Source organism: Microbacterium sp. ANT_H45B (assembly GCF_008369345.1).
GTDB lineage: Bacteria > Actinomycetota > Actinomycetes > Actinomycetales > Microbacteriaceae > Microbacterium.
The window spans coordinates 697,027-718,402 of the sequence record NZ_VOBK01000002.1 but is presented as its reverse complement, the minus strand read 5'-3'; the positions used below and the strand labels follow the sequence as shown (position 1 = coordinate 718,402).

Annotated in this window: 21 protein-coding genes and 1 tRNA gene; 12 read left to right on the top strand and 10 right to left on the bottom strand. The window is 69.3% G+C overall.

The window, feature by feature from the left end:
* Positions 1–10: 10 nt before the first annotated feature.
* A complete protein-coding gene (pepN, locus tag FQ142_RS09950) occupies positions 11–2,524 on the top strand; it encodes an aminopeptidase N (protein WP_149423155.1) in 2,514 nt (837 codons plus the stop codon).
* Here the strand turns inward: pepN and FQ142_RS09945 are convergent.
* Together FQ142_RS09945 and FQ142_RS09940 are read right to left on the bottom strand one after the other, a co-directional pair.
* Complete coding sequence (locus FQ142_RS09945; RefSeq protein WP_149423154.1) at positions 2,491–3,369, bottom strand: aminoglycoside phosphotransferase family protein; 879 nt, start codon at positions 3,367–3,369, stop codon at positions 2,491–2,493. The genes pepN and FQ142_RS09945 overlap by 34 nt on opposite strands.
* A 2-nt stretch (positions 3,370–3,371) precedes the next feature.
* Positions 3,372–4,010: an MBL fold metallo-hydrolase gene (locus FQ142_RS09940; protein ID WP_056417033.1), complete on the bottom strand. Its 639-nt coding sequence runs from the start codon at positions 4,008–4,010 to the stop codon at positions 3,372–3,374.
* A 152-nt stretch (positions 4,011–4,162) separates the two neighbouring features.
* Between FQ142_RS09940 and FQ142_RS09935 the strand changes: the two genes are divergently transcribed.
* Positions 4,163–4,235: transfer RNA gene (locus tag FQ142_RS09935), tRNA-Glu, on the top strand.
* A 95-nt stretch (positions 4,236–4,330) separates the two neighbouring features.
* Here FQ142_RS09935 and FQ142_RS09930 read toward each other — a convergent pair.
* From FQ142_RS09930 to FQ142_RS09920, 3 genes are read right to left on the bottom strand one after another with little or no spacing between them, the layout of a single operon-like run.
* The gene (locus FQ142_RS09930; protein WP_149423153.1) at positions 4,331–5,653 is read right to left on the bottom strand and encodes an acyltransferase family protein; all 1,323 of its coding nucleotides are present in this window, start codon (positions 5,651–5,653) and stop codon (positions 4,331–4,333) included.
* A gap of 42 nt (positions 5,654–5,695) precedes the next feature.
* Positions 5,696–6,790 (bottom strand): DUF4349 domain-containing protein, encoded by a 1,095-nt coding sequence (locus tag FQ142_RS09925; RefSeq protein WP_149423152.1) that lies wholly within the window; start codon positions 6,788–6,790, stop codon positions 5,696–5,698.
* Entirely contained in the window at positions 6,787–7,344 is a 558-nt protein-coding gene (locus FQ142_RS09920; protein WP_149423151.1) for an RNA polymerase sigma factor, read from the bottom strand. Before FQ142_RS09920 ends, FQ142_RS09925 begins: the two co-directional genes overlap by 4 nt.
* Before the next feature lie 287 nt (positions 7,345–7,631).
* Here FQ142_RS09920 and FQ142_RS09915 point away from each other — a divergent pair, with 287 nt between their 5' ends.
* The gene (locus FQ142_RS09915) at positions 7,632–8,639 is read left to right on the top strand and encodes a TerC/Alx family metal homeostasis membrane protein (RefSeq protein ID WP_149423150.1); all 1,008 of its coding nucleotides are present in this window, start codon (positions 7,632–7,634) and stop codon (positions 8,637–8,639) included.
* Positions 8,640–8,646: 7 nt separating this feature from the next.
* The gene (locus tag FQ142_RS09910; protein WP_149423149.1) at positions 8,647–8,997 is read left to right on the top strand and encodes a DUF2834 domain-containing protein; all 351 of its coding nucleotides are present in this window, start codon (positions 8,647–8,649) and stop codon (positions 8,995–8,997) included.
* On the opposite strand, the gene FQ142_RS09905 is transcribed toward FQ142_RS09910, so the two are convergent.
* Entirely contained in the window at positions 8,960–9,553 is a 594-nt protein-coding gene (locus FQ142_RS09905) for an LON peptidase substrate-binding domain-containing protein (RefSeq protein WP_149423148.1), read from the bottom strand. The two genes, FQ142_RS09910 and FQ142_RS09905, sit on opposite strands and share 38 nt — an antisense overlap.
* Before the next feature lie 36 nt (positions 9,554–9,589).
* On the opposite strand from FQ142_RS09905, the gene FQ142_RS09900 reads away from it, so the two are divergent.
* On the top strand, positions 9,590–10,087 hold the full coding sequence (locus FQ142_RS09900; protein WP_149423147.1) for a DUF427 domain-containing protein: 498 nt from the start codon (positions 9,590–9,592) through the stop codon (positions 10,085–10,087).
* Between the two features lie 16 nt (positions 10,088–10,103).
* On the opposite strand, the gene FQ142_RS09895 is transcribed toward FQ142_RS09900, so the two are convergent.
* Both FQ142_RS09895 and FQ142_RS09890 read right to left on the bottom strand, forming a co-directional pair.
* Complete coding sequence (locus FQ142_RS09895) at positions 10,104–11,417, bottom strand: LLM class flavin-dependent oxidoreductase (protein WP_149423146.1); 1,314 nt, start codon at positions 11,415–11,417, stop codon at positions 10,104–10,106.
* Positions 11,414–12,709 carry an O-acetylhomoserine aminocarboxypropyltransferase/cysteine synthase family protein gene (locus tag FQ142_RS09890; protein ID WP_149423145.1) on the bottom strand — a complete coding sequence of 432 codons (1,296 nt, stop codon included), beginning with the start codon at positions 12,707–12,709 and terminating at the stop codon, positions 11,414–11,416. Before FQ142_RS09890 ends, FQ142_RS09895 begins: the two co-directional genes overlap by 4 nt.
* Positions 12,710–12,894: 185 nt before the next feature.
* On the opposite strand from FQ142_RS09890, the gene leuC reads away from it, so the two are divergent.
* The 6 genes from leuC (at position 12,895) to FQ142_RS09860 (ending at position 19,250) form a co-directional block, all read left to right on the top strand.
* Complete coding sequence (leuC, locus tag FQ142_RS09885; protein ID WP_056417064.1) at positions 12,895–14,346, top strand: 3-isopropylmalate dehydratase large subunit; 1,452 nt, start codon at positions 12,895–12,897, stop codon at positions 14,344–14,346.
* A gap of 2 nt (positions 14,347–14,348) precedes the next feature.
* The gene (gene leuD, locus FQ142_RS09880; RefSeq protein WP_149423144.1) at positions 14,349–14,945 is read left to right on the top strand and encodes a 3-isopropylmalate dehydratase small subunit; all 597 of its coding nucleotides are present in this window, start codon (positions 14,349–14,351) and stop codon (positions 14,943–14,945) included.
* A gap of 65 nt (positions 14,946–15,010) precedes the next feature.
* Positions 15,011–16,378, top strand: a complete 1,368-nt coding sequence (murA, locus tag FQ142_RS09875; RefSeq protein ID WP_045255255.1) for a UDP-N-acetylglucosamine 1-carboxyvinyltransferase — start codon at positions 15,011–15,013, stop codon at positions 16,376–16,378.
* 5 nt (positions 16,379–16,383) lie between these two features.
* A complete protein-coding gene (locus FQ142_RS09870) occupies positions 16,384–17,139 on the top strand; it encodes a lysophospholipid acyltransferase family protein (protein WP_056419465.1) in 756 nt (251 codons plus the stop codon).
* Complete coding sequence (locus FQ142_RS09865; RefSeq protein WP_056417070.1) at positions 17,129–18,262, top strand: NAD(P)H-dependent glycerol-3-phosphate dehydrogenase; 1,134 nt, start codon at positions 17,129–17,131, stop codon at positions 18,260–18,262. The genes FQ142_RS09870 and FQ142_RS09865 overlap by 11 nt, the downstream gene beginning before the upstream one ends.
* A complete protein-coding gene (locus FQ142_RS09860) occupies positions 18,168–19,250 on the top strand; it encodes a D-alanine--D-alanine ligase family protein (RefSeq protein WP_149423143.1) in 1,083 nt (360 codons plus the stop codon). The genes FQ142_RS09865 and FQ142_RS09860 overlap by 95 nt, the downstream gene beginning before the upstream one ends.
* 10 nt (positions 19,251–19,260) lie before the next feature.
* Here the strand turns inward: FQ142_RS09860 and FQ142_RS09855 are convergent, their stop codons facing one another.
* Positions 19,261–19,764, bottom strand: coding sequence for a DUF3515 family protein (locus FQ142_RS09855; RefSeq protein WP_149423142.1), 504 nt, complete (start codon positions 19,762–19,764; stop codon positions 19,261–19,263).
* Positions 19,765–19,787: 23 nt separating this feature from the next.
* Here FQ142_RS09855 and thiL point away from each other — a divergent pair, with 23 nt between their 5' ends.
* Complete coding sequence (thiL, locus tag FQ142_RS09850) at positions 19,788–20,789, top strand: thiamine-phosphate kinase (protein WP_149423141.1); 1,002 nt, start codon at positions 19,788–19,790, stop codon at positions 20,787–20,789.
* Here the strand turns inward: thiL and rsmD are convergent.
* Positions 20,759–21,361: a 16S rRNA (guanine(966)-N(2))-methyltransferase RsmD gene (gene rsmD / locus FQ142_RS09845; protein ID WP_149423140.1), complete on the bottom strand. Its 603-nt coding sequence runs from the start codon at positions 21,359–21,361 to the stop codon at positions 20,759–20,761. The two genes, thiL and rsmD, sit on opposite strands and share 31 nt — an antisense overlap.
* Between the last annotated feature and the right edge of the window lie 15 nt (positions 21,362–21,376).

Genomic DNA, 21,376 nt, shown 5'->3' with positions numbered 1-21,376 from the left:
GGATGGGGGTATGGACACAGCCAACCTCACGCGAGAGGAGACTGCCGCGCGATCCGCTGCGGTCTCGGTCCGCAGCATCCGCGTCGAACTCGATCTGACCGGAGCGCCCGAGCGGGCCCGCAGCGGATTCCCGACGGCGACGACGCTGGAGTTCGCCTCGACGGTCGAGACGACGTGGCTCGATTTCATCGGCGAGAGCGTGACGCGCCTCGTCGTCAACGGCGCAGAGCAGGAGATCGTCTACGACGGCGCCCGCATCGCGCTGCGCGGCCTCGCGAGCGTCAACACCGTCCGGGTCGAGGCCGTCGGCGCGTACAGCCGCTCCGGTGAGGGGCTGCACCGCTTCCACGACCCGGTCGACGACCGGACGTATCTGTACACGCAGTACGAACCCGCCGACTCCCGGCGGGTGATGGCCTGCTTCGAGCAGCCCGACATCAAGGCGCCCTACACGTTCGTGGTCGACGCGCCGTCGGGCTGGGAGGTGCTGTCGAATCAGACCGCCGCGGTCGTGGACGTCGGCGTCGGCGTGCAGCGCGTCGAGTTCGCCCCGACGCTCCCCATCTCCAGCTACATCACCGCGGTCGCGGCCGGCCCCTATCTCCGCGTCGACGGCGAGTGGCGGCGCGGCGAGCAGCACATCCCGCTCGGGCTGTTCGTCCGTCGGTCCCTGTCGCCGTACCTCGAATCCGATGAGATCCTCGAGGTCACCCGCCAGGGGCTCGACTTCTTCGACGAGTCGTTCGCCTCCCCGTACCCGTGGGGCAAGTACGACCAGATCTTCGTTCCCGAGTACAACCTCGGAGCCATGGAGAATCCGGGTCTCGTGACCTTCACCGAGGCGTATCTCTCGCGAGGGGCCGCGACCCAGGCCCAGCGCGCGGCGCGGGCGAACACGATCCTGCACGAGATGGCACACATGTGGTTCGGCGACCTCGTGACGATGAAGTGGTGGGACGATCTCTGGCTGAAGGAGTCCTTCGCCGACTACATGGGATCGCACGCCTCGGCCGTCGCGACCCGCTTCCACGACGCATGGGTGAAGTTCGCCGCGAACCGCAAGGCGTGGGCCTATCAGCAGGACCAGCTCCCCACCACGCATCCGATCGTCGCGGACATCACCGATCTCGAGGCGGCGAAACTCAACTTCGACGGCATCACGTACGCGAAGGGTGCGGCCGTGCTCAAGCAGCTCGTCGCGTTCGTCGGCGATGAGGCGTTCTTCGAGGGAGCGCGTCGCTACTTCGCCGCCAACGCGTTCGGCAACACGACGCTCGAGGACTTCCTCGTCGAACTCAGCGCGGTATCCGGTCGCGACATGTCGGAGTGGTCGCGAGCCTGGTTGCAGACGACCGGCGTGTCGACACTGTGGATCGAGCGGGATGCCGACGAGGCGACGGTGCTCGTGCAGAGCGATGCGCGACCGCACCGCCTGCGCGTGGGGTTCTACGAGCACGTGGACGGCCGGGTCGTCCGCCGCGAGCAGATCGCGCTGGACATCCACGACGAGCGCACTCGGGTCGAATTCCCTGACGCCGATCTCGTGCTGCTCAACGACGACGACCTGACCTACGCCAAGGTGCGCCTCGACGAGGCGTCACTGGTGACCGTCCACGACCTGCTGTCCGATGTCGAGGATCCGCTCGCGCGCGCGGTCATCTGGTCGTCGCTGTGGAACGCGACACGGGACGGCGAGCTGGCGGCGACCCGCTACACCTCGATCGTGCGAGCGCACGCGCCCGGGGAGACGAACATCGGCCTCCTGGGCGGTGTGCTCGCGAATGCGCTGTTCGCCGTCAGACACTACGTCACGGACGAGGACAGGCAGCACGAGCAGAGGCAGTGGGTGGAGGCCGCTTGGAGCGCGCTGCACGCGGCGGATGCGGGCAGCGACGCGCAGCTCTCCTGGGCGCGTGCGGTGGCGGCCGCATCGGCGTTCGATGACGTGCGTGTCGATGATCTCCGCGCGATGCTCGACGGCCAGGTGCCCGAGGGGCTCGTCGTCGACCCGGACCTGCGGTGGCAGCTGCTGACGGCGCTCGCGACGACGGGGCACGCGGGATCGAGCGAGATTGAGCACGAGCTGCAGCGTGACGACACCGGAAGCGGCCGCACCGCCGCGCGTCGGGCCCTCGCCGCGCGACCAGATGCGACGGTGCGAGCCGCCGCCTGGCACGCCGCCTGGACGGACGAGGGCCTCAGCAACGATCACCTCGATGCCGAGATCGCCGGGTTCCGTGCCGGTGGCCGCCGAGATCTCGTCGAGGGCTTCGACGAGGAGTACTTCGACCGCATCCTGCACGCGTGGCGTTCGCGGAGCATCGAGCTGGCGCGACGCCTGGTCGCGGGGCTCTTCCCCGCGATGCCGACGCTGCAGCGCGTCGACGCGTGGCTCGACGAGCACCACGACGCCCCGGCCGCCCTTCGCCGGATCGTCATCGAGCAGCGTGATCATCTCGCCCGGGACATCCGTGTGCGAGCGGCGCAGGCTCAGTCCGCCTCGAGCTCTGCGACGGTGCTCTGACCCACGGCGAGATGGTCCGGTCGATCGTCGCTCTGCGTCAGGAGGACGAGGGCGATGTACGCGGCCCAGGCTCGCGCGCGCACCCAGGTCGCGTCGTCGTAGCGAGAGCCGGTCGAGGCTCGGAACTCGGCGCGGCCTGGCGCGTCGAAGAGCATCCATGCCGACGCGAGGTCGTAGGCGGGGTCTCCCGATGTGACGTCGCCGAAGTCGATGAGCGCTGCGAGCGACCCGTCGCGAACCAGGAGGTTGCCGGGGTGCAGATCGCCGTGCACCCAGACCTGCTCGACGCTCGGCGGCGCCCCGAGGCCATCGGCCCACGCCTGTCGCAGCGCCGAGCGGGTCGGGAGCGCGTCGAGCCGAGGGCGCATCGCGCTCTCCCGTGTGCTCAAGACGCGACCGCGCACGGGATTGCGCGGGGCATCGGCGGGTGCCGGTGCGTGGAGGGCGAGAAGTGATGCGGCGAGCCGCGGTGCCCAGCGGGAATTCACGGTTCGTGATGACCGCAGCGCGGTCGTGCCATCGATCCAGGGGATGATCGACCACGGTCGGGGGAACGCCTCGGTCGGCTCGCCGGCGAGCACCGGGATCGGAGTGCGGATGCCGAGCGCCGCCAACACCGGCCCGATCTCTGCCAGTGCACGGTGCTCGTTGGCGATGAGAGGCACCGCGAGGGCACGTCTCGGCAGGCGCACGAGCAGCTCGGAGCCGAGCCGCCACATCGCGTTGTCCCAGCCCTCGGCGAAGAGCCGGAGGGGGAGTTCGGACAGGCGCGGCGCCGCCGTGCGGAGCAGCGCCCGCACGGCGACCTCGTCGACCGGATACTCTGCGGCGGGGGAGTCCGCCATGCTCAGATGTCGAGCGACTCGCCCGGTTCGAGGACCGAGAACTCTCCGCCGCCCTGTTCAGTGGCCCACTGCAGGCGCTGGCGGTGCATGGTCTTTCCCGCGACCGACAGCGTCATGTCGTGCGTCCCGAATGCACGACGGGGCGCGACCGCGAGCACGTAGTCCATCGCCTCGCCGACCTTCAGCCAGGGTGCGCCGAGCGGGGCGGCGAGCGTGCCGACCTCGACCCCCTCGGGTACCGCGTAGGAGTCGCCGGGGTAGTAGAACGTGTCGTTGACCAGCACGCCCACGTTGTCGACCGTGGGGAGCGAGGAGTGGATCACCTCGTGGGTGCCGCCGAAGAACCGCAGGGTGAACGCACCGACCTCCACCGTGTCTCCGGGAGCGACCACGGAGATCTCGTAGCCGCCGGCGGCGGCCGCGACGCCGGCGGGCGCATAGATCGGCGTGCCGGGGGCTGCTCGGAGGATGCGGTCGAGGTGTTCGGGGGTCCAATGATCGGGATGCTCGTGCGTGATGACGAGGGCGACCAGCCCGCCGAGGTCGTTCAGCGGAGCGGTGAACGAGCCCGGATCGATGAGGAGGATGTCGTCGCCCTGCTGGATGCGGAGAGCGGCATGTTCGAATTTGGTGACGCGCATGAGACGAGTCAACTCCTTCGCGACGGCGCTGGCAAACCCCTTGCGCGTGCGCCACGCCCGGGATTCGGATGGAGTTCGGCTCGATTTGGCGGCGCGAGAATCGTCATGGCATACTTGAACAGTTGTCGCGGCACGGAAACGTTCCGCCAGACGGCCCCATCGTATAGCGGCCTAGTACGCTGCCCTCTCACGGCGGTAACGCGGGTTCGAATCCCGCTGGGGTCACACAACACACGAAAGCCCTCGGTTCGCCGAGGGCTTTCGTCGTCTCCGGGTGTCTCCCTCCGTTCTCCGGGCGGGGCCCGACCCGGTTCTGTAGGTCAGCGCACGGCTGAGCGGGTCGTCGACATCAGTCGCAGCGCAGCCGCTGTCCCGATCAGCGCCGCCGCCGCGAGCGGGAAGTCGAGTCCGTACGCGGTGATCCCGACGACCGGAGTGACGAAGAGCAGCACGGCGGCGACGGTCGCACCGGCGCTCGGGTGACGGGCGACTCCGGCCGGCGGGGTCTTCTCGAACCGCACCAGCCACAGCGAGAGCGCCCACACGGCTCCGAGGACGACGAGCAGGAACAGCGGTCGCGTCCACCACCAGGCCGGACTCCCCGGCGCGGGAAGGGGGAGCGGCAACAGGAGGTGGATGCCGATGAGGATCATGATCACCGGCAGGTGCCACAGGTAGATCGTCATGAGGCGGGAGCCGATGAGGAACACCGCGCCCTGGGCCGCCCTGGTCCGCATGAGCGCAGTGAGAGGACGACGCAGAAGCGTCAGAGCGGATGCCTGGACGACGGCGAGCATCACCATCGCCGTGGTCGGCGGCCACTGGTTGCCGAGCATGTTCCAGGAGTAGCCGCCGAGCGACACCAGGCCCCAGAGCGCGGCGTATCCGGCGGCGATGAGCAGCATCAGCTGCCAGCCCCGCCTCGCGGCGAACCACCCGTCGAACAGGAAGAACCCGAGCTGCTGGGCGAACAGCCACACGAACACGATGTTGGGGATGCCGAACAGTTCCTGACCGAGGCCGTAGCCGGTGCCCGCGATCGGCTGGATCGCGAGCATCCCGCCCACGACCGTGAAGCGGAGCGTGTCGATGACCACGGCGCCCGCGAGAAGGACGATCAGCACGTGCATGCCGTGGCGTTCGTGCAGGCCCATCATCGTCGGGGCCAGGGCCTGGACGATCATGTACGCCGCCAGGAACCAGAGCGGCGATCCGATGCCGATGGCGACCACGTCGACGAGGGCGGGGTCGAGCCCGATCAGTCGGGCGGCGCCGAGCGCTGCGGTGAGGAAGACGAAGAGTGCGAGCGCGGGGCGTGCGAGCCGCAGCAGGCGCACGCGCACGAACACGTCTGCGGACTCGCCGCGGGCGACCGCCGACCGCCAGCCGGCGCGTGCCGCGTACCCGCCGACGACGAAGAACAGCGGCATGATGTTCGCCACCCATGAGGCGGCCGTGAACCACGGCTGCGCCTCGACCGTCCGCTCGATGAGCAGCGATCCGCCGGGCGCGCGCCCCACCCCGGTGAAGAGGATGTGCACGAACACGACCAGCAGCACGCACGTGACCCGCGCCAGATCGAGCGTGAGGTCGCGGCCCTGCGGGGCCGTGCGAGGCGTCGAGACTGCGGCGGCGCTGCTCATGCCGACGACTCTAGCGGTGCACGGCTCCCGGTCCGGGGAGCCTCACTCCGAGAACTCCTCGGCGGCAGGCACCGCGACCGTGCGGCGAGCGCGACGTGCTCGTCGGATCACCCAGATCGCGAGGAGGACGACGGCACCCAGTGCGAGCCAGGGGAGGACGAAGCCGAGTGCGATGACCAGGGCGTTCAGCGACACCACGAGGCCGTTCCAGCCGGCGAACAGGCCGTCGGCGAACCCGGCGGGATCGGCGGTCGTGGCGGGAGCCGTGCGGGTGAGCTGCACCTGCAGCGTCGACATGGAGACCTGATCTTCGAGGGCGGTGAGCTGCTGCTGGTAGGACTCGAGCTGCGCCTGTCGGTCCGTGAGCGCGACCTCGGCCTCGATGAGCTCCGCGACCGTCCCGGTCTGCGCCATGAGCTCGGTCAGCCGCTGCACCGACGCGGACGTCGCGTCGACCCTCGCGCGGAGGTCGATCGCCTCGGAGGTGACGTCCTGCTTCGAGATCGACGACGTGAGCACGTCGCCGGTCTCCGCGAGCTCGTCGACCACGGTGGTGAGGTCTGCGGAGGGCACCCTGATGCTGACCCACCCGTAGCCCGGATCCACGGGAGCGGGCGCGGAGGTGTCGTCGGTCGCCTCGCTCTTGCCGATCTCGGTGCTCTCGACGTAGCCGCCGTGCTTCTCCGCGAGGGCGGCGATCGCCGCCCCGGCATCCGCGATGTCCTTCACCTCGAGGGTGGCGTTGGCCGTCGCGATGATCTCGCGGTCCACCGCATCGTCGGCAGCGGGCGCCACCCCTGTCGACTCCGGGGCCGCATCGGAGGCGCTCTGGTCGACGCTGCCGGAGCGGGAGGTGTCGACGGCGACGCCGTGGGGCATCCCGCCCCCGTCGGCGGTGCTGGACGCGCTGCCGCCGACGATGCCGAGGATCGGCGGGGTGACGAGGACGCCCACCACGAAGGCGGCGGCCACCCCGGTGCCCGTCAGCCATCGGCGTCGGCGGGCCCGTGCTCGGGCCGCGGCCGGGGTCGGCCGGGGACGCCGGGCGGCGATCTCGTCGAACACGGCGGCCTCGATGCGCGAAGCCGCGGCATCCGACAGCTCGGGAAGGTCGTCGTGGGGTGTGTGGTCGTTCATGCGTCGCTCGCTTCCTTCACGGCACCGCGCAGTCGGGTGCGGACTCGGGAGAGACGGTTCCGGACGATCGCGTGACTCACGCCCAGCTCCTCCGCGGCAGCCTGGTACGCGTAGCCCTCCGCTGCGCAGAGCCGGAAGATCTCGCGGTCGAGGTCGCTCATCGTTCCGACCTCGGCCGCGATCCTCGCCGCCATCGCCGCGGTGATCACCTGCTCCTCGACGCTGATCGTGGAGGGGAGGGTGTCATCGACGGCCTCTGTCGTGTGCGCCCGATCCCGCAGTCGCTGGCGCAGACGGTTCGCGGCCTGGAACCGGCAGATCGTGGCCAGCCACGGGAGGATCGACTCTCCCCGCAGCTCGAGGTCCGGCAACTTGCGCCAGGCGGTCACGAAGGTCTCCTGGGTGACGTCCTCGGCGTCGGCGGGGGAGCCGAGGATGCCGTGGGCGATCCAGTAGACCGGGCGTACGTGCAGGCGGTACAGCTCGCGGAAGGCGCTCTCGTCGCCGGCCGCGGCCTGAGCCGCCCATCTCTGATCACTCGTCTGCACGGGCATCCTGTTTCCGTTCGGTGTCTCTCACCGGGGAAGTGTCGGCGGATGCCTCATCGTCTCAGATGGTCGACGAGATGTTCCTCGCGGCTGCCGGTGGTGCGTCATCTTGTGAGAGCGTGCGACCGAACGCTCCGCGCTCGGCTAGCATTGGCGACGCGAGAGGGAGTATCCCGTCAGCGCATCCGCCGTCATCACGAGCATCGACATCGCTGCTCCGGTAATGCGACGCACTTCGTGCGTGGGAGAGACTTTCGATCAACTCCCGACCCTCCGAAAGGTCAAGCACGCCCGTGGAAATCCCTCTCTGGTTCGAGATCACCTCGATGATCGTCCTGTCGATCATCCTGCTCGGCGACCTGCTCCTGATCCGCCTCCGCCCGCACATCCCCTCGACGAAGGAGTCGACCCTGTGGGTGGTGTTCTACGTCGGACTCGCGCTGCTCTTCGCGGTGCTTCTGGGGAACGTCGGCGGCTGGCGCAATGCGGGCGACTTCATCACCGGCTGGGCTCTGGAATACAGCCTCTCGATCGACAATCTCTTCGTGTTCGTGCTGATCATGGCGCAGTTCGCCGTGCCGCGGCGCCTGCAGCAGCAGGTGCTGATGGTCGGCATCATCATCGCGCTGGTCCTCCGCGGCGCGTTCATCCTCGTCGGCGTGACGATCGTCGAGCACTTCTCGCCGATCTTCTACATCTTCGGTGCGTTCCTCATCTACACCGCGATCAAGCAGGCCATGCCGGAGGGCGACCACGACGGCGAGGTGCAGCGGGAGAACTTCATCGTCCGCCTGCTGCGCCGCCGCATCGACATCAGCGAGACGTACGACGGATCGAAGCTGCGCACCACGGTCGACGGCACGCGCATGTGGACCCCGATGGTGATCGTCTTCATCACGATCGGCGTGACAGACCTCATCTTCGCGATCGACTCGATCCCGGCGATCTTCGAGATCACCACGAACGGCTTCCTCGTCTTCGCAGCCAACATCTTCGCCCTCATGGGGCTGCGCCAGCTCTACTTCCTGCTCGGCGATCTGCTCGACCGCCTTCGCTACCTGCACTACGGCATCGCCGTGATCCTCGGATTCATCGGCATCAAGCTGATCCTGCACGCCCTGCACGAGAACGAGCTGCCCTTCATCAACGGCGGCCAGCATGTGGAGTGGGTGCCCGACATCGACAACATGGTCTCGCTCGGGGTCATCGTCGTGGCGATGACCGTCGCGACGGTCGCGAGCCTGATCGCGTCCTCTCGCGAGAAGCGGGCGGCGAAGCGGCTCGACCAGCCGGTGGAGTGAGGGCATCGTGATGCGTCACTGGACACCGATGGCCGTCGTCTACCTCGTCCTGGCGGTGGCGGGACTCGTCGGCACCTGGGCGTTCAACGTCCTGGCCATCACGCAGATGGTGGACTTCATCGGTGACCTCGTCGGCAGCGGCCCTGCCGTGTCGTCGATCACCATCGACCTCCTGGTCGCGGCGATCGCCGGAAGCATCTTCATCATCGTCGAGGCACGACGGATCGGCATGCGACACGGCTGGCTGTACGTGGTCGCGTCAGGGGTGACGGCATTCGCCTTCATGTTCCCGCTGTTCCTCGCCATGCGTCAGCGGCACCTCACCCGGTTGTCCACAGAGACTCAGCCTCGAGCGTGAGGTCGATGACCTGGCGGAGCAGTGCGCCGAGCGAGGTAGATCGCAACAGGGTGTAACGGTCGTAGGCGCCCAACGGGGCGATCTCGGCGAGCTGCCATGACGAGGCGAGAGGGTCGTCGGCGAGGTCGGTGTCGGCACTCCAGGGCGAGTCGGCGCGTGCGAGCACCCGCCGCACGGTCGACTCGGCCAGGGTGCGCAGGGGAGTGAGGGCGTCGTCCCAGGTCAGCTCGGGCAGCGGCGTCACGGCCGCGCGGGGATGGGGCGCGTCATCGACCCACTCGTCGATCGAGAAGCGCGTGGTGCCGACAGCGACGATATGCAGCACGTCCGCATCGGCCGAGACGCTCGTGAGCCTCGCCATCGTGCCGATGCCGCTGCGCAGGTCGCCGCCGCCGACCTCCTGGCCCCGCTCGATGAGCACGACACCGAACTGAGGATCCTCCTCGTCGAGAAGGTGCCCGATCATCGTGAGATAGCGCGGCTCGAACACGCGGAGCGGAAGCGGGGTGTACGGGAAGAGCACCGAGCCAAGGGGAAACATCGGTAGTGCGGCCATGACCCCAGTCAACACTGCGAGACGTACAGTGAAAAGATGCGCAGACCGAGTCCCATCGTCCCGTCTCCCGGCCAGGAATCCGTCTGGGACTATCCGCGACCTCCGAGGATCGAGAAGGTGGACGAGCGTGTCACCATCCGCCTCGGCGGCGTGCTCGTCGCCGACACCCGGGCTGCGATGCGGGTGCTCGAGACGAGTCATCCCCCGGTGTACTACCTGCCGATAGCCGATTTCATCGACGGAGCGCTCGCCGATGCTCCCGGTTCGTCGTTCTGCGAGTTCAAGGGGGCCGCGCGCTACCTCGACGTGCGCGGCGGAGGTCTTGTGGCCGCGGGCGCCGCCTGGAACTACCCGGATCCCACCCCTGGATTCGAGGCGCTGAGCGATCGTGTCGCGGTCTACGCGGGGCCGATGGACGAGTGCACGGTGGGCGGTGAGCTCGTGGTCCCGCAGCCGGGCGGGTTCTACGGCGGCTGGGTGACGTCCTCCGTCGTCGGTCCGTTCAAGGGCGGGCCGGGCTCGATGGGCTGGTAGCCGGTCGCCAGATCGGTCAGAAGGCCTGCAGGTTCGCCTGCAGCCCGCCGTCGACGTGGTCGCGACGGAGCAGGCCCCGTCGGCGCAGCACCGGCACCAGCTCGTCCAGGGTGCGGTGCAGGGTGACGGGGTGGAAGTCGCCCCACAGCAGAACGCCGTCGTTGCCCCACTCGCCGAGCTCCTCGACCAGGTCGGCGAACTCCTCGGCGGTTCCGACGAAACCGGAGCGGTCGGAGAGACGCCCTGTGCGGGCGAGAGCAGTGAGGTGAGCGCGCAGCGGCGCCTCGTCGCCGCGGTCGCCGAGCAGGCGCTGGATGCTGCCCCGTGAGACGTGCTCGCCGAAGAACGAGGGGTCGAGGGGCCGGTCGAGATCCAGGGCGGTGAGGTCGGTCTCGAGATCGCTCGACTGCTTGCGGGCGATCTGCCGCAGCGCCTCGTCGTCCGGGTGCGCGGAGGCCGCGACGATCCGGTCCGCCTCCTCGGCCGAGGCCGTGATGACGGGCTGGATCGCGAACAGGATCTTGATGTCGTCGGGTCTGCGACCCGCCGCGATCGCCGCGTCGTGGATCTTGGCCCGGTAGGCGCGGACTGAGGCCTCGTGCAGAGGAGCCAGCGCGAGTTGCACATCGGAGTGGGCGCCGGCGAAGCCGAGTCCCCGCCCCGACCCTCCGGGCGAGACGATCGCCGGCGCGCCGTCGGTGAAGGGCACGGCGTTCAGCGGTCCGTCGAAGGCGAAATGCTCGCCGCGGTGGCGGACGGCGTGCAGCTTCGATCCGTCCGCGAACACCTCCGTGGCGCGGTCCTCGACGATGGCGCCCTCCTGCCAGCTTCCCCACAGCGCCCGAATGCCGTCCAGCCACTCCTCGGCACGGTCGTAGGCCGCATCGTGCCCCAGCTGCGCGTCCGCGGAGAAGTGACGCGCGCTCCCGGTGTCGGTGACGACGTTGAGTCCCAGACGATGGCCGCTGAGATGCTGCAGCGTGGCGAACTGCCTGGCCGCCGTGTACGGCAGGTAGGCCGCAGGGTTCACGGTGGGGACCACGCCGAGGTGGCGCGTGGCCTGGAACAGGTACGGCGCGAGCAGCAGCGGGTCGTGCTTGGGTCCGCCGAACGCGTGCCGCACCCGCAGGTCGATGGTCGAGGGGGACCCGAGCGAGGGGGCGTCCTCGATGATGACCAGATCGAATCCCGCCTGCTCCAGGGTGCGGGCCGCCTCCTGGTAGATGTCGGGTCTCGTCCAGTCGTAATCCCAGTCCAGAGAGGGCAGGCCCCAGCCCTGCGGTCCGAAGCCGCGGGCGAGGAACCAGCCGAAGTGCTGGAGCCGGCTCATGCCGCGACCTCCCGCGCCGGCTGGAGCACGCGATCGAGGTCGGCGATCAGGTCGGCGACGTCCTCGATGCCGATCGACAGCCGCAGCGTTCCCGGTCGCACGCCCAGCAGATCGCGCTCCTGCCGGCTGCGGTGCGAATGACTGGTCGTCTCGGGGTGCAGCACCAGCGATCGGACATCGCCGATGTGGGTCATGTGGGTGAACACCCCGACGCCGTCGACGAACGAGCGCGCCGCGTCGAGCCCGCCTCGCAGGGTGAAGGTGAACACCGAGCCGTGGCCGCCGACGAGGTACTTCTCCGCGAGGGCGTGATGGGGGTGCCCCTCCAGCCCGAGATAGTCGACGCTCTCGACCTCGTCATGGGCGGCGAGCCATCGCGCCACGTCGAGCGCATTCCGCGACTGACGCTCGACCCGGAGTCCGAGCGTCTCGGCGCCCTGGCCGATCAGGAAGGCGTTGAGCGGAGACGGTGAGGCGCCGAAACGCGGGGCGACGGACTCTCTCGCGTAGGCGATGCGCGCCGCGCCGCCGTGCCGGCTGGCGACGCTGGGGAATCCGCCGCGACCGGGGAGCACGAGGTGCGGGGCGTTGTGCCCGGCTGCGGTGGCGTCGAAGCGTCCGTCGTCGACGATGACGCCGCCGAGCACCGATCCGTGCCCGGCGAGGAATTTCGACGCCGAGTGCACGACGATCGAGGCCCCGTGCTCCAGCGGACGCACGAGGAACGGGGTGGCCAGCGTGTTGTCGACGATCAGGGGGATCGCCGCCTCGTCGGCGACGGCGCTGATCGCGGCGATGTCGAGAAGGTCGTTGCGGGCGTTCGCGATCGACTCCGCGAAGAGCGCGCGGGTGTTCGGGCGGATCTCTGCGCGCCAGGCGTCCGGGTCGCCGATGTCGTAGACGAAGGTCGTCTCGATGCCCAGTCGCGCGAGATTGTCGAGGAAGAGACCTCTGCTGCCCTCGTAGATGTGCGTCGACGAGATGATGTGATCGCCCGCCCCGGCGACCGTCAGCAGGGCGGTGACGACGGCGGCCTGACCGCTCGCGACGAGGACCGCGTCGACGCCGGACTCGAGGGCCGCGAGCTGACGTTCGACCGCACGGATGGTGGGATTCCCCGTACGGGTGTATCCGAATCCGCTGCCGGTGCCGAAGTGGTCGGCCGCGTGGTCGAAGTCCTCGAACTCGAAACCCGCGGTCAGATAGATCGGGGTCGCCCGAGATGTCGCGGCCGTCTGATTCCTGGCCGAGTGGAGGGCTCTGGTGGCGAAGCCGGTGGACTCGTCGGTCATGCTGGTGCCTCTCGAAGGTTCGTGTCAGTAGGGTGTCACGCGGCGACGCGGGGTGCGGAAGCGGTGGTAATCTGACGTCATGCGGATCGTGCTCCTTCTTAGCTGCCGCGACGAGAACTCGTTCTGAGCCCCTCCTCGTCGCGGAGTCCATCGTGGGCCGAACCGTCAGCTTCAGGAGAAACGCAATGAACAGCCCCGCAGCAGACTCCGCCTCTGTCCGCCCGAGAACCCTCGCCGAGAAGGTCTGGGACGACCACCTCGTCGTGAAGGGCGAGGACGGCGAGCCGGACCTCATCTACATCGATCTGCACCTCGTGCACGAGGTGACGAGTCCGCAGGCCTTCGACGGCCTGCGTGCCGAGGGTCGTCCCCTCCGGCGGCTCGATCTGACGATCGCCACGGAGGATCACAACACCCCGACCTGGGACATCGACAAGCCCATCGCTGACCTCACCAGCCGGACGCAGATCGAGACCCTCCGTCGCAACGCGTCCGAGTTCGGCGTGCGCCTGCATTCGCTCGGCGACGCCGAGCAGGGAATCGTCCACGTCGTCGGGCCGCAGCTCGGGCTCACCATGCCGGGCATCACCGTCGTCTGCGGAGACTCGCACACCTCCACCCACGGAGCTTTCGGGGCGATGGCCTTCGGGATCGGCACCAGCGAGGTGGAGCACGTCATGGCGACACAGACGCTCCCGCTGAAGCCGTTCAAGACGATGGCGATCACCGTCGACGGCACGCTGCGCCCCGGCGTCACCGCGAAGGACATCATCCTCGCCGTCATCGCGAAGATCACCACCGGCGGTGGCCAGGGATACGTGCTGGAGTTCCGCGGCAGCGCGATCCGTGCGCTGTCGATGGAAGGGCGCATGACGATCTGCAACATGTCGATCGAGGCGGGTGCCCGCGCCGGCATGGTGGCGCCCGACGAGACGACCTTCGAGTACCTCAAGGGTCGCCCGCACGCCCCGAAGGGGCAGGACTGGGACGACGCCGTCGCCTACTGGCGCACGCTGCCCACGGACGAGGGCGCGACCTTCGACGCGGAGGTCTTCATCGATGCCGACGAACTGGAGCCCTTCGTGACCTGGGGCACCAACCCCGGTCAGGGCAGCTCGCTGTCGGCATCCGTGCCCGATCCCGCCGACATCGCGGACCCGAACGAGCGCGCCGCGGCCCAGCGCGCGCTGGAGTACATGGACCTGGCACCGGGCACCCCGCTGAAGGAGGTTCCCGTCGACGCCGTGTTCATGGGCTCCTGCACCAACAGTCGCATCGAGGACCTGCGCGCCTTCGCCTCCATCGTCGAGGGCAGGAAGAAGGCCGACGGCGTGCGCGTCATGGTCGTCCCCGGCTCGGCGCGCGTTCGTCTCGAGGCGGAAGCCGAGGGCCTGGACAAGGTGATCACGGACTTCGGCGCCGAGTGGCGGTTCGCCGGCTGCTCGATGTGCCTCGGGATGAACCCGGATCAGCTCGCGCCGGGGGAGCGCTGCGCATCGACCTCGAACCGCAACTTCGAGGGCAGGCAGGGCAAGGGCGGTCGCACGCACCTGGTCTCGCCTCTGGTCGCCGCGGCGACGGCGATCCGCGGCACACTGTCGAGTCCCAGCGATCTGCACGAGATGGCGGAGGTCTGACCATGGAGAAGTTCACCACGCACACCGGCGTCGCCGCTCCTCTCAAGCGCTCGAACGTCGACACCGACCAGATCATCCCCGCCGTCTTCCTCAAGCGGGTCACCAAGACCGGCTTCGAGGACGCCCTCTTCCACGGATGGCGTCAGGATCCCGACTTCGTCCTGAACCAGCCGCAGTTCGAGGGGGCGTCCGTGCTCGTCGCCGGTCCGGACTTCGGTACCGGGTCGAGCCGGGAGCACGCGGTGTGGGCGCTGCGCGACTTCGGATTCGCCGTCGTGCTCAGCCCCCGTTTCGCCGACATCTTCCGTGGCAACTCCGGCAAGCAGGGCCTTCTCGCGGCGACGATCTCGGAAGAGGATCTCGAGCGCATCTGGGCCGAGATCGACCGCGATCCCGGGGCATCCATCACCGTGGACCTCGAGGCGCGCACCGCGTCGATCGGCGACGTCCAGGCTGAGATCGGCATCGACGATTACACTAGATGGCGGCTCCTCGAAGGGCTCGATGACATCGGGCTCACGCTGCGCAACGAAGACAAGATCGCGCAGTTCGAGGCCCGTCGCGAGTCGTGGCGGCCCCGGACCCTCCCCGTTCAGTGAACGGCGGGGCAGGGGGAGCCGAGGGCGACCCCGCCCCGAATTCCCTGAATGAAGTGAGGCTCCGAATGACCACACCTGTGCGCGACGCTCTTGCGGACGGAGTCCCCCCACTGACCGGAGACGTCCTCGCGATCCGCGGCGGACGACCGCTGCGCGGCCGTGTCGATGTCAAGGGCGCGAAGAACCTCGCGACCAAGGCGATGGTGGCCTCGCTGCTCGGCGAGACGGTGAGCACCCTTCGGGATGTTCCCGCGATCAGCGATGTCGCCGTGGTGCGCTCGCTGCTCGAGGTGCACGGTGTACGGGTGTCCGACGGCGATGAGCCCGGCGCGCTGGTGTTCGACCCGAGCGACGTCGAATCCGCGCACTTCGAGGAGATCGACGCGCACGCGGGTGCGTCGCGGATCCCGATCCTCTTCTGCGGTCCTCTGCTGCACCGTCTCGGACAGGCGTTCATTCCCGACCTCGGCGGCTGCCGCATCGGTGACCGCCCCATCGACTTCCACCTCGACGCACTGCGCAAGTTCGGTGCGATCGTCGAGAAGCTGCCGAGCGGCATCCGCCTGTCGACCGGTGGCGCGCGCCTGCACGGCGCGAACATCCACCTGCCGTACCCCAGCGTCGGAGCGACCGAGCAGGTCCTGCTGACGGCCGTCCGCGCCGAGGGCACCACCGAGCTGCGCAACGCGGCCATCGAGCCCGAGATCATGGACCTGATCGCCGTGCTGCAGAAGATGGGCGCGATCATCTCCTACGAGCCCAACCGCGTCATCGTCATCGAGGGCGTCGAGAAGCTCCGCGGATACGACCACCGCTCGATCTTCGACCGCAACGAGGCCGCGTCCTGGGCCTCCGCCGCACTGGCGACCGACGGCGAGATCTTCGTCGGCGGCGCCAAACAGCAGGAGATGCTCACCTTCCTCAACGTGTTCCGCAAGGCGGGGGGATGGTTCGACATCCAGGAGGACGGCATCCTCTTCCGTCGTGACGGCGAGCTCAAGCCCGTCGTCGTCGAGACCGACGTGCACCCCGGCTTCATGACCGACTGGCAGCAGCCTCTCGTGGTCGCGCTCACTCAGGCGAACGGCCGCTCGGTGGTCCACGAGACCGTCTACGAGAACCGACTCGGCTTCACCGACGCGCTGGTCAAGATGGGGGCCGACATCGTCGTGCACCCGCGCGGTCTGCAGGACGGCCCTCGTCGTGTGCCCCGCCGTGATCTGGAGCAGGCCGCCGTGATCACCGGACCGACGCCGCTGCACGCCGCAGACATCGTCGTCCCCGACCTCCGTGGCGGATACAGCCACGTGATCGCCGCGCTCACCGCCGAAGGCGAGTCGAGAGTCTCCGGCGTCGACATCCTCAGCCGCGGCTACGAGAAGTTCCTCACCAAGCTCGACGCCGTGGGTGCCGACTTCGACGTCATCCGGTGACCGCGATGGGTTCCCGCTCGCCGGAGTCCACGCGGCCCAGCGTGTTCTGGCCGCTGGCGGCGATCATCGTGCCGATCGTGTCTCTGATCGCGAAGATCCGCATCAGGGGCGGTGAGAAGCTTCCGCAGGACGGCGCGTACGTGCTCGCCCCCAATCACTACTCGGAGTTCGATCCGCTCATCGTCGCCGTGGCGGTGTGGCGGATCGGCCGCGCTCCGCGTTTCATGGCGAAGGAGAGCCTGTTCCGCGTCCCGGTGCTGGGTGCGGCACTGCGGGCCACCGGCATGATCCCGGTGGCGAGGTCGTCATCCGCGTCGGCGGCGAAGCAGACGCTCAAGCAGTCGGCGGAGCTCGTGGAGCACAGACGCGGCGTGATCGTCTACCCGGAGGGGACGCTGACGCGCGACCCCGACCTGTGGCCGATGCGCGGCAAGTCCGGTGCGGTGCGGCTGGCGCTGACGGACGGCATCCCGCTGATCCCGATGGCGCACTGGGGCGCTCAGGAGATCATGGGCCGCTACCAGAAGGGCCTGAGCCTGTGGCCGCTGCGCAAGCGGGTCGAGGTGGTCATCGGCGATCCGGTCGACGTGTCGGATCTGCAGGGGCGTGCGGGCGAGGCCTCGGCGCTGAACGAGGCGACCACCCGCCTGATGAACGCGATCACCGTGCTCCTCGAGGAGCTGCGAGACGAGAAGGCGCCGGCGGAGCGATGGAACCCCTCGACGCACGGACAGAAGGAGACGGGTCGCCTTGACTCCTAAACGCGGTGTGCCGACGGGACCGAGGGTCGCCGTCATCGGTGCCGGGAGCTGGGGCACCACGTTCGGCAAGATCCTCGCCGACGGCGGTGCCCAGGTCACGATGTGGGCCCGGCGCGCCGAGCTCGCGCACGAGATCGACGAGGCCAAGCGCAACTCGCGCTACCTGCCGGGCATCAACCTGCCCCGCACCATGGCGGCCACGCACGAGCTGGCGATCGCGCTGCGGGACGTCGATCAGGTGTACCTGTCGGTGCCGAGCCAGTCGCTGCGCGAGAACCTCAAGGCTCTGCGCCCGCTGCTGGCCGACAACGACGCGAAGATCGTCAGCCTGATGAAGGGCGTCGAGCGCACGACCGGACTGCGCATGAGCCAGGTCATCGAGCAGGAGCTGCGCTGCGACCCCGACCGCATCGCCGTGGCCTCGGGGCCCAACCTGGCGCTGGAGATCGCACGGGAGCAGCCCACCGCCGCCGTCATCTCCTCGCGCAGCCGGGAGACGGCCGAGGAGGTCGCGCGGGCTGCCCGCAACAGCTACTTCCGGACGTTCGTGAACACCGACGTCATCGGCACCGAGTTCGGCGGTGTGCTGAAGAACCTCATCGCCGTGGCCATCGGCATCGTCGACGGCGTCGGATACGGCGAGAACACGAAGGCATCGATCATCACGCGAGGCCTCGTCGAGATGACGGACTTCGCGGTGGCGAACGGCGCCCACCCCGAGACGCTTCAGGGACTCGCGGGGCTCGGCGATCTGATCGCCACGTGCCAGTCGCCGCTGAGCCGCAACAACACGGCCGGGCGCCTGCTCGGCCAGGGATACAGCTTCCAGGACGTCGTCAAGCAGATGCAGCAGACGGCCGAGGGACTCGCCTCCGTCGCACCGGTGCTGCAGCTGGCCCGCGAATCCGAGGTCGACATGCCCATCGTCGAGCAGGTGAAGATGGTGCTCGACGGCAAGATGAACCCGCGTGACATCGCACCCCACCTGACGACGGACGACGACACCCCGCAGGGTGAGAGGACCAACCATGGACAAGCAGACGGTGGTGGTGCTCTTCGGAGGGCGCTCCAGCGAGCATTCGATCAGTTCCGCAACGGCGGGAGGGGTGCTGGGCGCGATTGATCGCGACCGCTACGCCGTGATCCCGGTGGGGATCACCCGAGAGGGCGCCTTCGTGCTGGAGGACGACGATCCGGTGAAGTTCCCGCTCGATGCCGCGCATCTCCCCGAGGTGGCCGACAACGGCACGCGGGTGCGCTGGCCGGAGCCGGGGGGAGACCGCACTCTGCGCGTCGTGCGCCCCGACGGCACCGCCGACGACCTGGGCGAGATCGACATCGTGCTGCCGATCCTGCACGGGACGCATGGCGAGGACGGGACCATCCAGGGGTACTTCGACACCCTCGAGGTGCCCTACGCGGGTGGCGGCGTTCTGGATTCGGCGCTGTGCATGGACAAGCACTTCATGAAGATCGCGCTGGGCGCGGCAGGCATCTCGGTGGCCCCGGGGCTGACCGTGCGCGCCCGTCAGTGGCAGCAGGATGCCGAGCGCATCCGCTCGCAGGCGGTCGAGCTGGGTCTTCCCCTGTTCGTCAAGCCCGCGCGGGCCGGCTCCAGCGTGGGCGTCTCGAAGGTGACGCAGGCGCAGGAGCTGGACGCCGCCCTCGCGATCGCGTTCGCCGAAGACGACAAGGTGCTGATCGAGTCGGGCGTGGTGGGTCGCGAGATCGAGGTCGCCGTGCTCGAAGGGGCCGAGGGCGTGCGCGCGTCACTGCCCGGCGAGATCGTGCTGACCTCCCGAGGGTTCTACGACTTCGAGGGCAAGTACCTTGGTGGCGACGGCGTCGACGTGGTCTGCCCCGCCGAGCTCGAGCAGTCCGAGATCGCGTCGATCCAGGAGACCGCGATCCGTGCCTTCGAAGCGGTCGACGGGCGTGGGCTCGCGCGGGTGGACATGTTCCTCACCGCATCGGGGGAGCTCATCGTCAACGAGCTGAACACCATGCCGGGATTCACTCCGATCTCGATGTTCCCCAAGTGCTGGGTGGCCTCGGGCCTGAGCTACGGCGACCTGATCACCGAGCTCATCGAGGCGGGCCTGCGCCGCTGAGCGTCGGAGCTCACCCCTCGGGGGCGGGCTCGCTCTGTTCGTCGGTGGGGATGCGGTCGGTGCACCGTGCCGTGGCGGGTGCGAGACCCGCGCGGATGCCGGTCGACAGCCGCTCCACCACGGTACGGAAATCGATCTCCTCGCCACGGCGGATGATGACCTCTATCGCCGGATCGCGGCCGTAGGTCACGAGCCGCTGACGCTCCTCCTCCTGGTCGAGGACGAGCCAGTCGACGTTGCCGATGGTGGTGCACACCTCGGCGGAGGGAGCGGGAGGCTCGACCCCGCAGCGCAGCACGACGGTCGGGTCACCCCAGGCGCCGGTCGCCTGCGCGTCGGTCCACACGCGGTCGAGATCGCCGACGGCGTCGGGAAGGAGCACCGACACCTCTGCGCAGGCGGGGTTGTCGGCGTCGTCGGCCGGCTCGAGATGAACGGTGGTCGAGCATCCGGAGAGCACCGCGACGAGGGCCGCAGAAGCCGCGACGACGGCGAGACGACGAGATCGGGGCATGTGTCCAGGCTACCTTTGACTCCATGCCCTCCCGACCTCGCGACGCCGATCCTCTGCTGGCTGACCTCTCCGAGGGGGAGATCCTGCGGGCGATCCTGTCGCGGACCGCACGCGGCAGCCACACGCTGCTCGGCCCCGGCGACGATGCGGCGGTCATCGCCGCCCCGTCGGGATCTGTGGTCGCCACCACCGACACTCTCGTGCACGGCCCGGACTTCCGTCTCGCATGGTCGTCGGGGTACGACCTCGGCTGGAAGGCGGCAGCGGTCAACCTCGCCGATGTCGCGGCGATGGGAGCCCGTCCCACCGCGCTGCTCGTCGCGCTGGCGATCCCACGCGACCTGCGGCTGTCGTTCGTGGAGCGTCTGGCCGACGGCTTCCGGGAGGCCTGCGCAGCGCTCGCCCCGGGGTGCGCCGTGGTCGGGGGAGACCTGACCGTCTCCGACGTGCTCACGGTCGCGGTGACCGCGCTCGGCGACCTCGAGGGACGTGCGCCGGTGACGAGAGCGGGCGCGCGGATCGGGGACATCGTCGCGATCGCGGGGGAGCTCGGCCACGCCGCACGCGGACTGTCGGTCCTGTTCGGCAGGTTCCGCGAGGCGGGCACGGGGGTGCCGGTGCCCGTCGACGTGTCGGTCCTCCGCTCCGGAGAGAGAGCGGCGCTGCAGGCGCAGCTCCGGCCGACCCCGCCGATCGGGCTCGGTCCGTTCGCGGCGACCGCCGGCGCCACCGCGATGATGGACGTCTCGGACGGTCTCGCCCTCGACGCGCGACGGATGGCGGCGGCATCCGAGGTGACGATCGCCCTCGACGCGGCGACCCTCGGCGACGATCCTCTGCGTGCGCTCGCGGGCGGAGAGGATCATGCCCTGCTGGCCGCGTTCCCACCGGGGGCGCTGCCCGCGGGATTCCGCATCATCGGCGAGGTGCGTGCGCGTGGCGATCACGACCTGCTGGTCGACGACGCCCCTGTCGACGTCTCGGGCTGGGATCCCTACCGAGACTGGGACTCGGCGTCGGGCTGAGCGGCGTCCGCGCGGGCCGCCGGCTGCGCCCACCACAGGGTGGTGTCGCCGTACGACTTCTCGCGGATGAGCTCGAGCCCGGCGGCGTCGAGGTCCGGCGGCGTGGAACGGCGGGCCCGTTCGACGATCACCAGCGCGTCGGGTGCGAGCAGCGGCGCCAGACCCACGAGGTCGGCGGTCATCGCCGCGTCGTCGAGGTCGTAGGGAGGGTCGGAGAAGACGAGATCGTATGGGCCCGTCGCGCGCTGCAGGAACGCCCGGACGCTGCTCTGGTGCACGCGGGCCGAGGGGAGTCCCGCTTTGGCGACCGTCGCGGCGTTCCGTCGGATGAGCCCCGCCGCCGTCCGGCCCTGCTCGACGAGGTCGGCGCTCGCGGCTCCACGGCTGAGGGTCTCCAGTCCCAGCGCCCCGGAGCCGGCGTAGAGATCGAGCACGCGTGCGCCGATGATGACGTCGGCCGAGTCGAGACCGCCGAAGAGCGACTCCCGCACGCGGTCGCTGGTCGGTCGTGTTCCCGACGAGGGCACGTCGAGTCGCGCGCCTCCCGCCCTGCCCGCGATGATCCTCGTCACCTGATCACGATACGA

Coding starts and splice junctions, on each gene's coding strand:
- FQ142_RS09900 (WP_149423147.1), top strand. CDS start 9,590: ATGCGCAGACCGAGTCCCATCGTCCCGTCTCCCGGCCAGGAATCCGTC.
- thiL (WP_149423141.1), top strand. CDS start 19,788: ATGCCCTCCCGACCTCGCGACGCCGATCCTCTGCTGGCTGACCTCTCC.
- FQ142_RS09940 (WP_056417033.1), bottom strand. CDS start 4,010: ATGCGCGTCACCAAATTCGAACATGCCGCTCTCCGCATCCAGCAGGGC.
- FQ142_RS09890 (WP_149423145.1), bottom strand. CDS start 12,709: ATGACCGACGAGTCCACCGGCTTCGCCACCAGAGCCCTCCACTCGGCC.
- leuD (WP_149423144.1), top strand. CDS start 14,349: ATGGAGAAGTTCACCACGCACACCGGCGTCGCCGCTCCTCTCAAGCGC.
- FQ142_RS09855 (WP_149423142.1), bottom strand. CDS start 19,764: ATGCCCCGATCTCGTCGTCTCGCCGTCGTCGCGGCTTCTGCGGCCCTC.
- FQ142_RS09930 (WP_149423153.1), bottom strand. CDS start 5,653: ATGAGCAGCGCCGCCGCAGTCTCGACGCCTCGCACGGCCCCGCAGGGC.
- FQ142_RS09860 (WP_149423143.1), top strand. CDS start 18,168: ATGGACAAGCAGACGGTGGTGGTGCTCTTCGGAGGGCGCTCCAGCGAG.
- leuC (WP_056417064.1), top strand. CDS start 12,895: ATGAACAGCCCCGCAGCAGACTCCGCCTCTGTCCGCCCGAGAACCCTC.
- FQ142_RS09895 (WP_149423146.1), bottom strand. CDS start 11,417: ATGAGCCGGCTCCAGCACTTCGGCTGGTTCCTCGCCCGCGGCTTCGGA.
- pepN (WP_149423155.1), top strand. CDS start 11: ATGGACACAGCCAACCTCACGCGAGAGGAGACTGCCGCGCGATCCGCT.
- FQ142_RS09925 (WP_149423152.1), bottom strand. CDS start 6,790: ATGAACGACCACACACCCCACGACGACCTTCCCGAGCTGTCGGATGCC.
- FQ142_RS09920 (WP_149423151.1), bottom strand. CDS start 7,344: ATGCCCGTGCAGACGAGTGATCAGAGATGGGCGGCTCAGGCCGCGGCC.
- FQ142_RS09905 (WP_149423148.1), bottom strand. CDS start 9,553: ATGGCCGCACTACCGATGTTTCCCCTTGGCTCGGTGCTCTTCCCGTAC.
- FQ142_RS09945 (WP_149423154.1), bottom strand. CDS start 3,369: ATGGCGGACTCCCCCGCCGCAGAGTATCCGGTCGACGAGGTCGCCGTG.
- FQ142_RS09870 (WP_056419465.1), top strand. CDS start 16,384: ATGGGTTCCCGCTCGCCGGAGTCCACGCGGCCCAGCGTGTTCTGGCCG.
- murA (WP_045255255.1), top strand. CDS start 15,011: ATGACCACACCTGTGCGCGACGCTCTTGCGGACGGAGTCCCCCCACTG.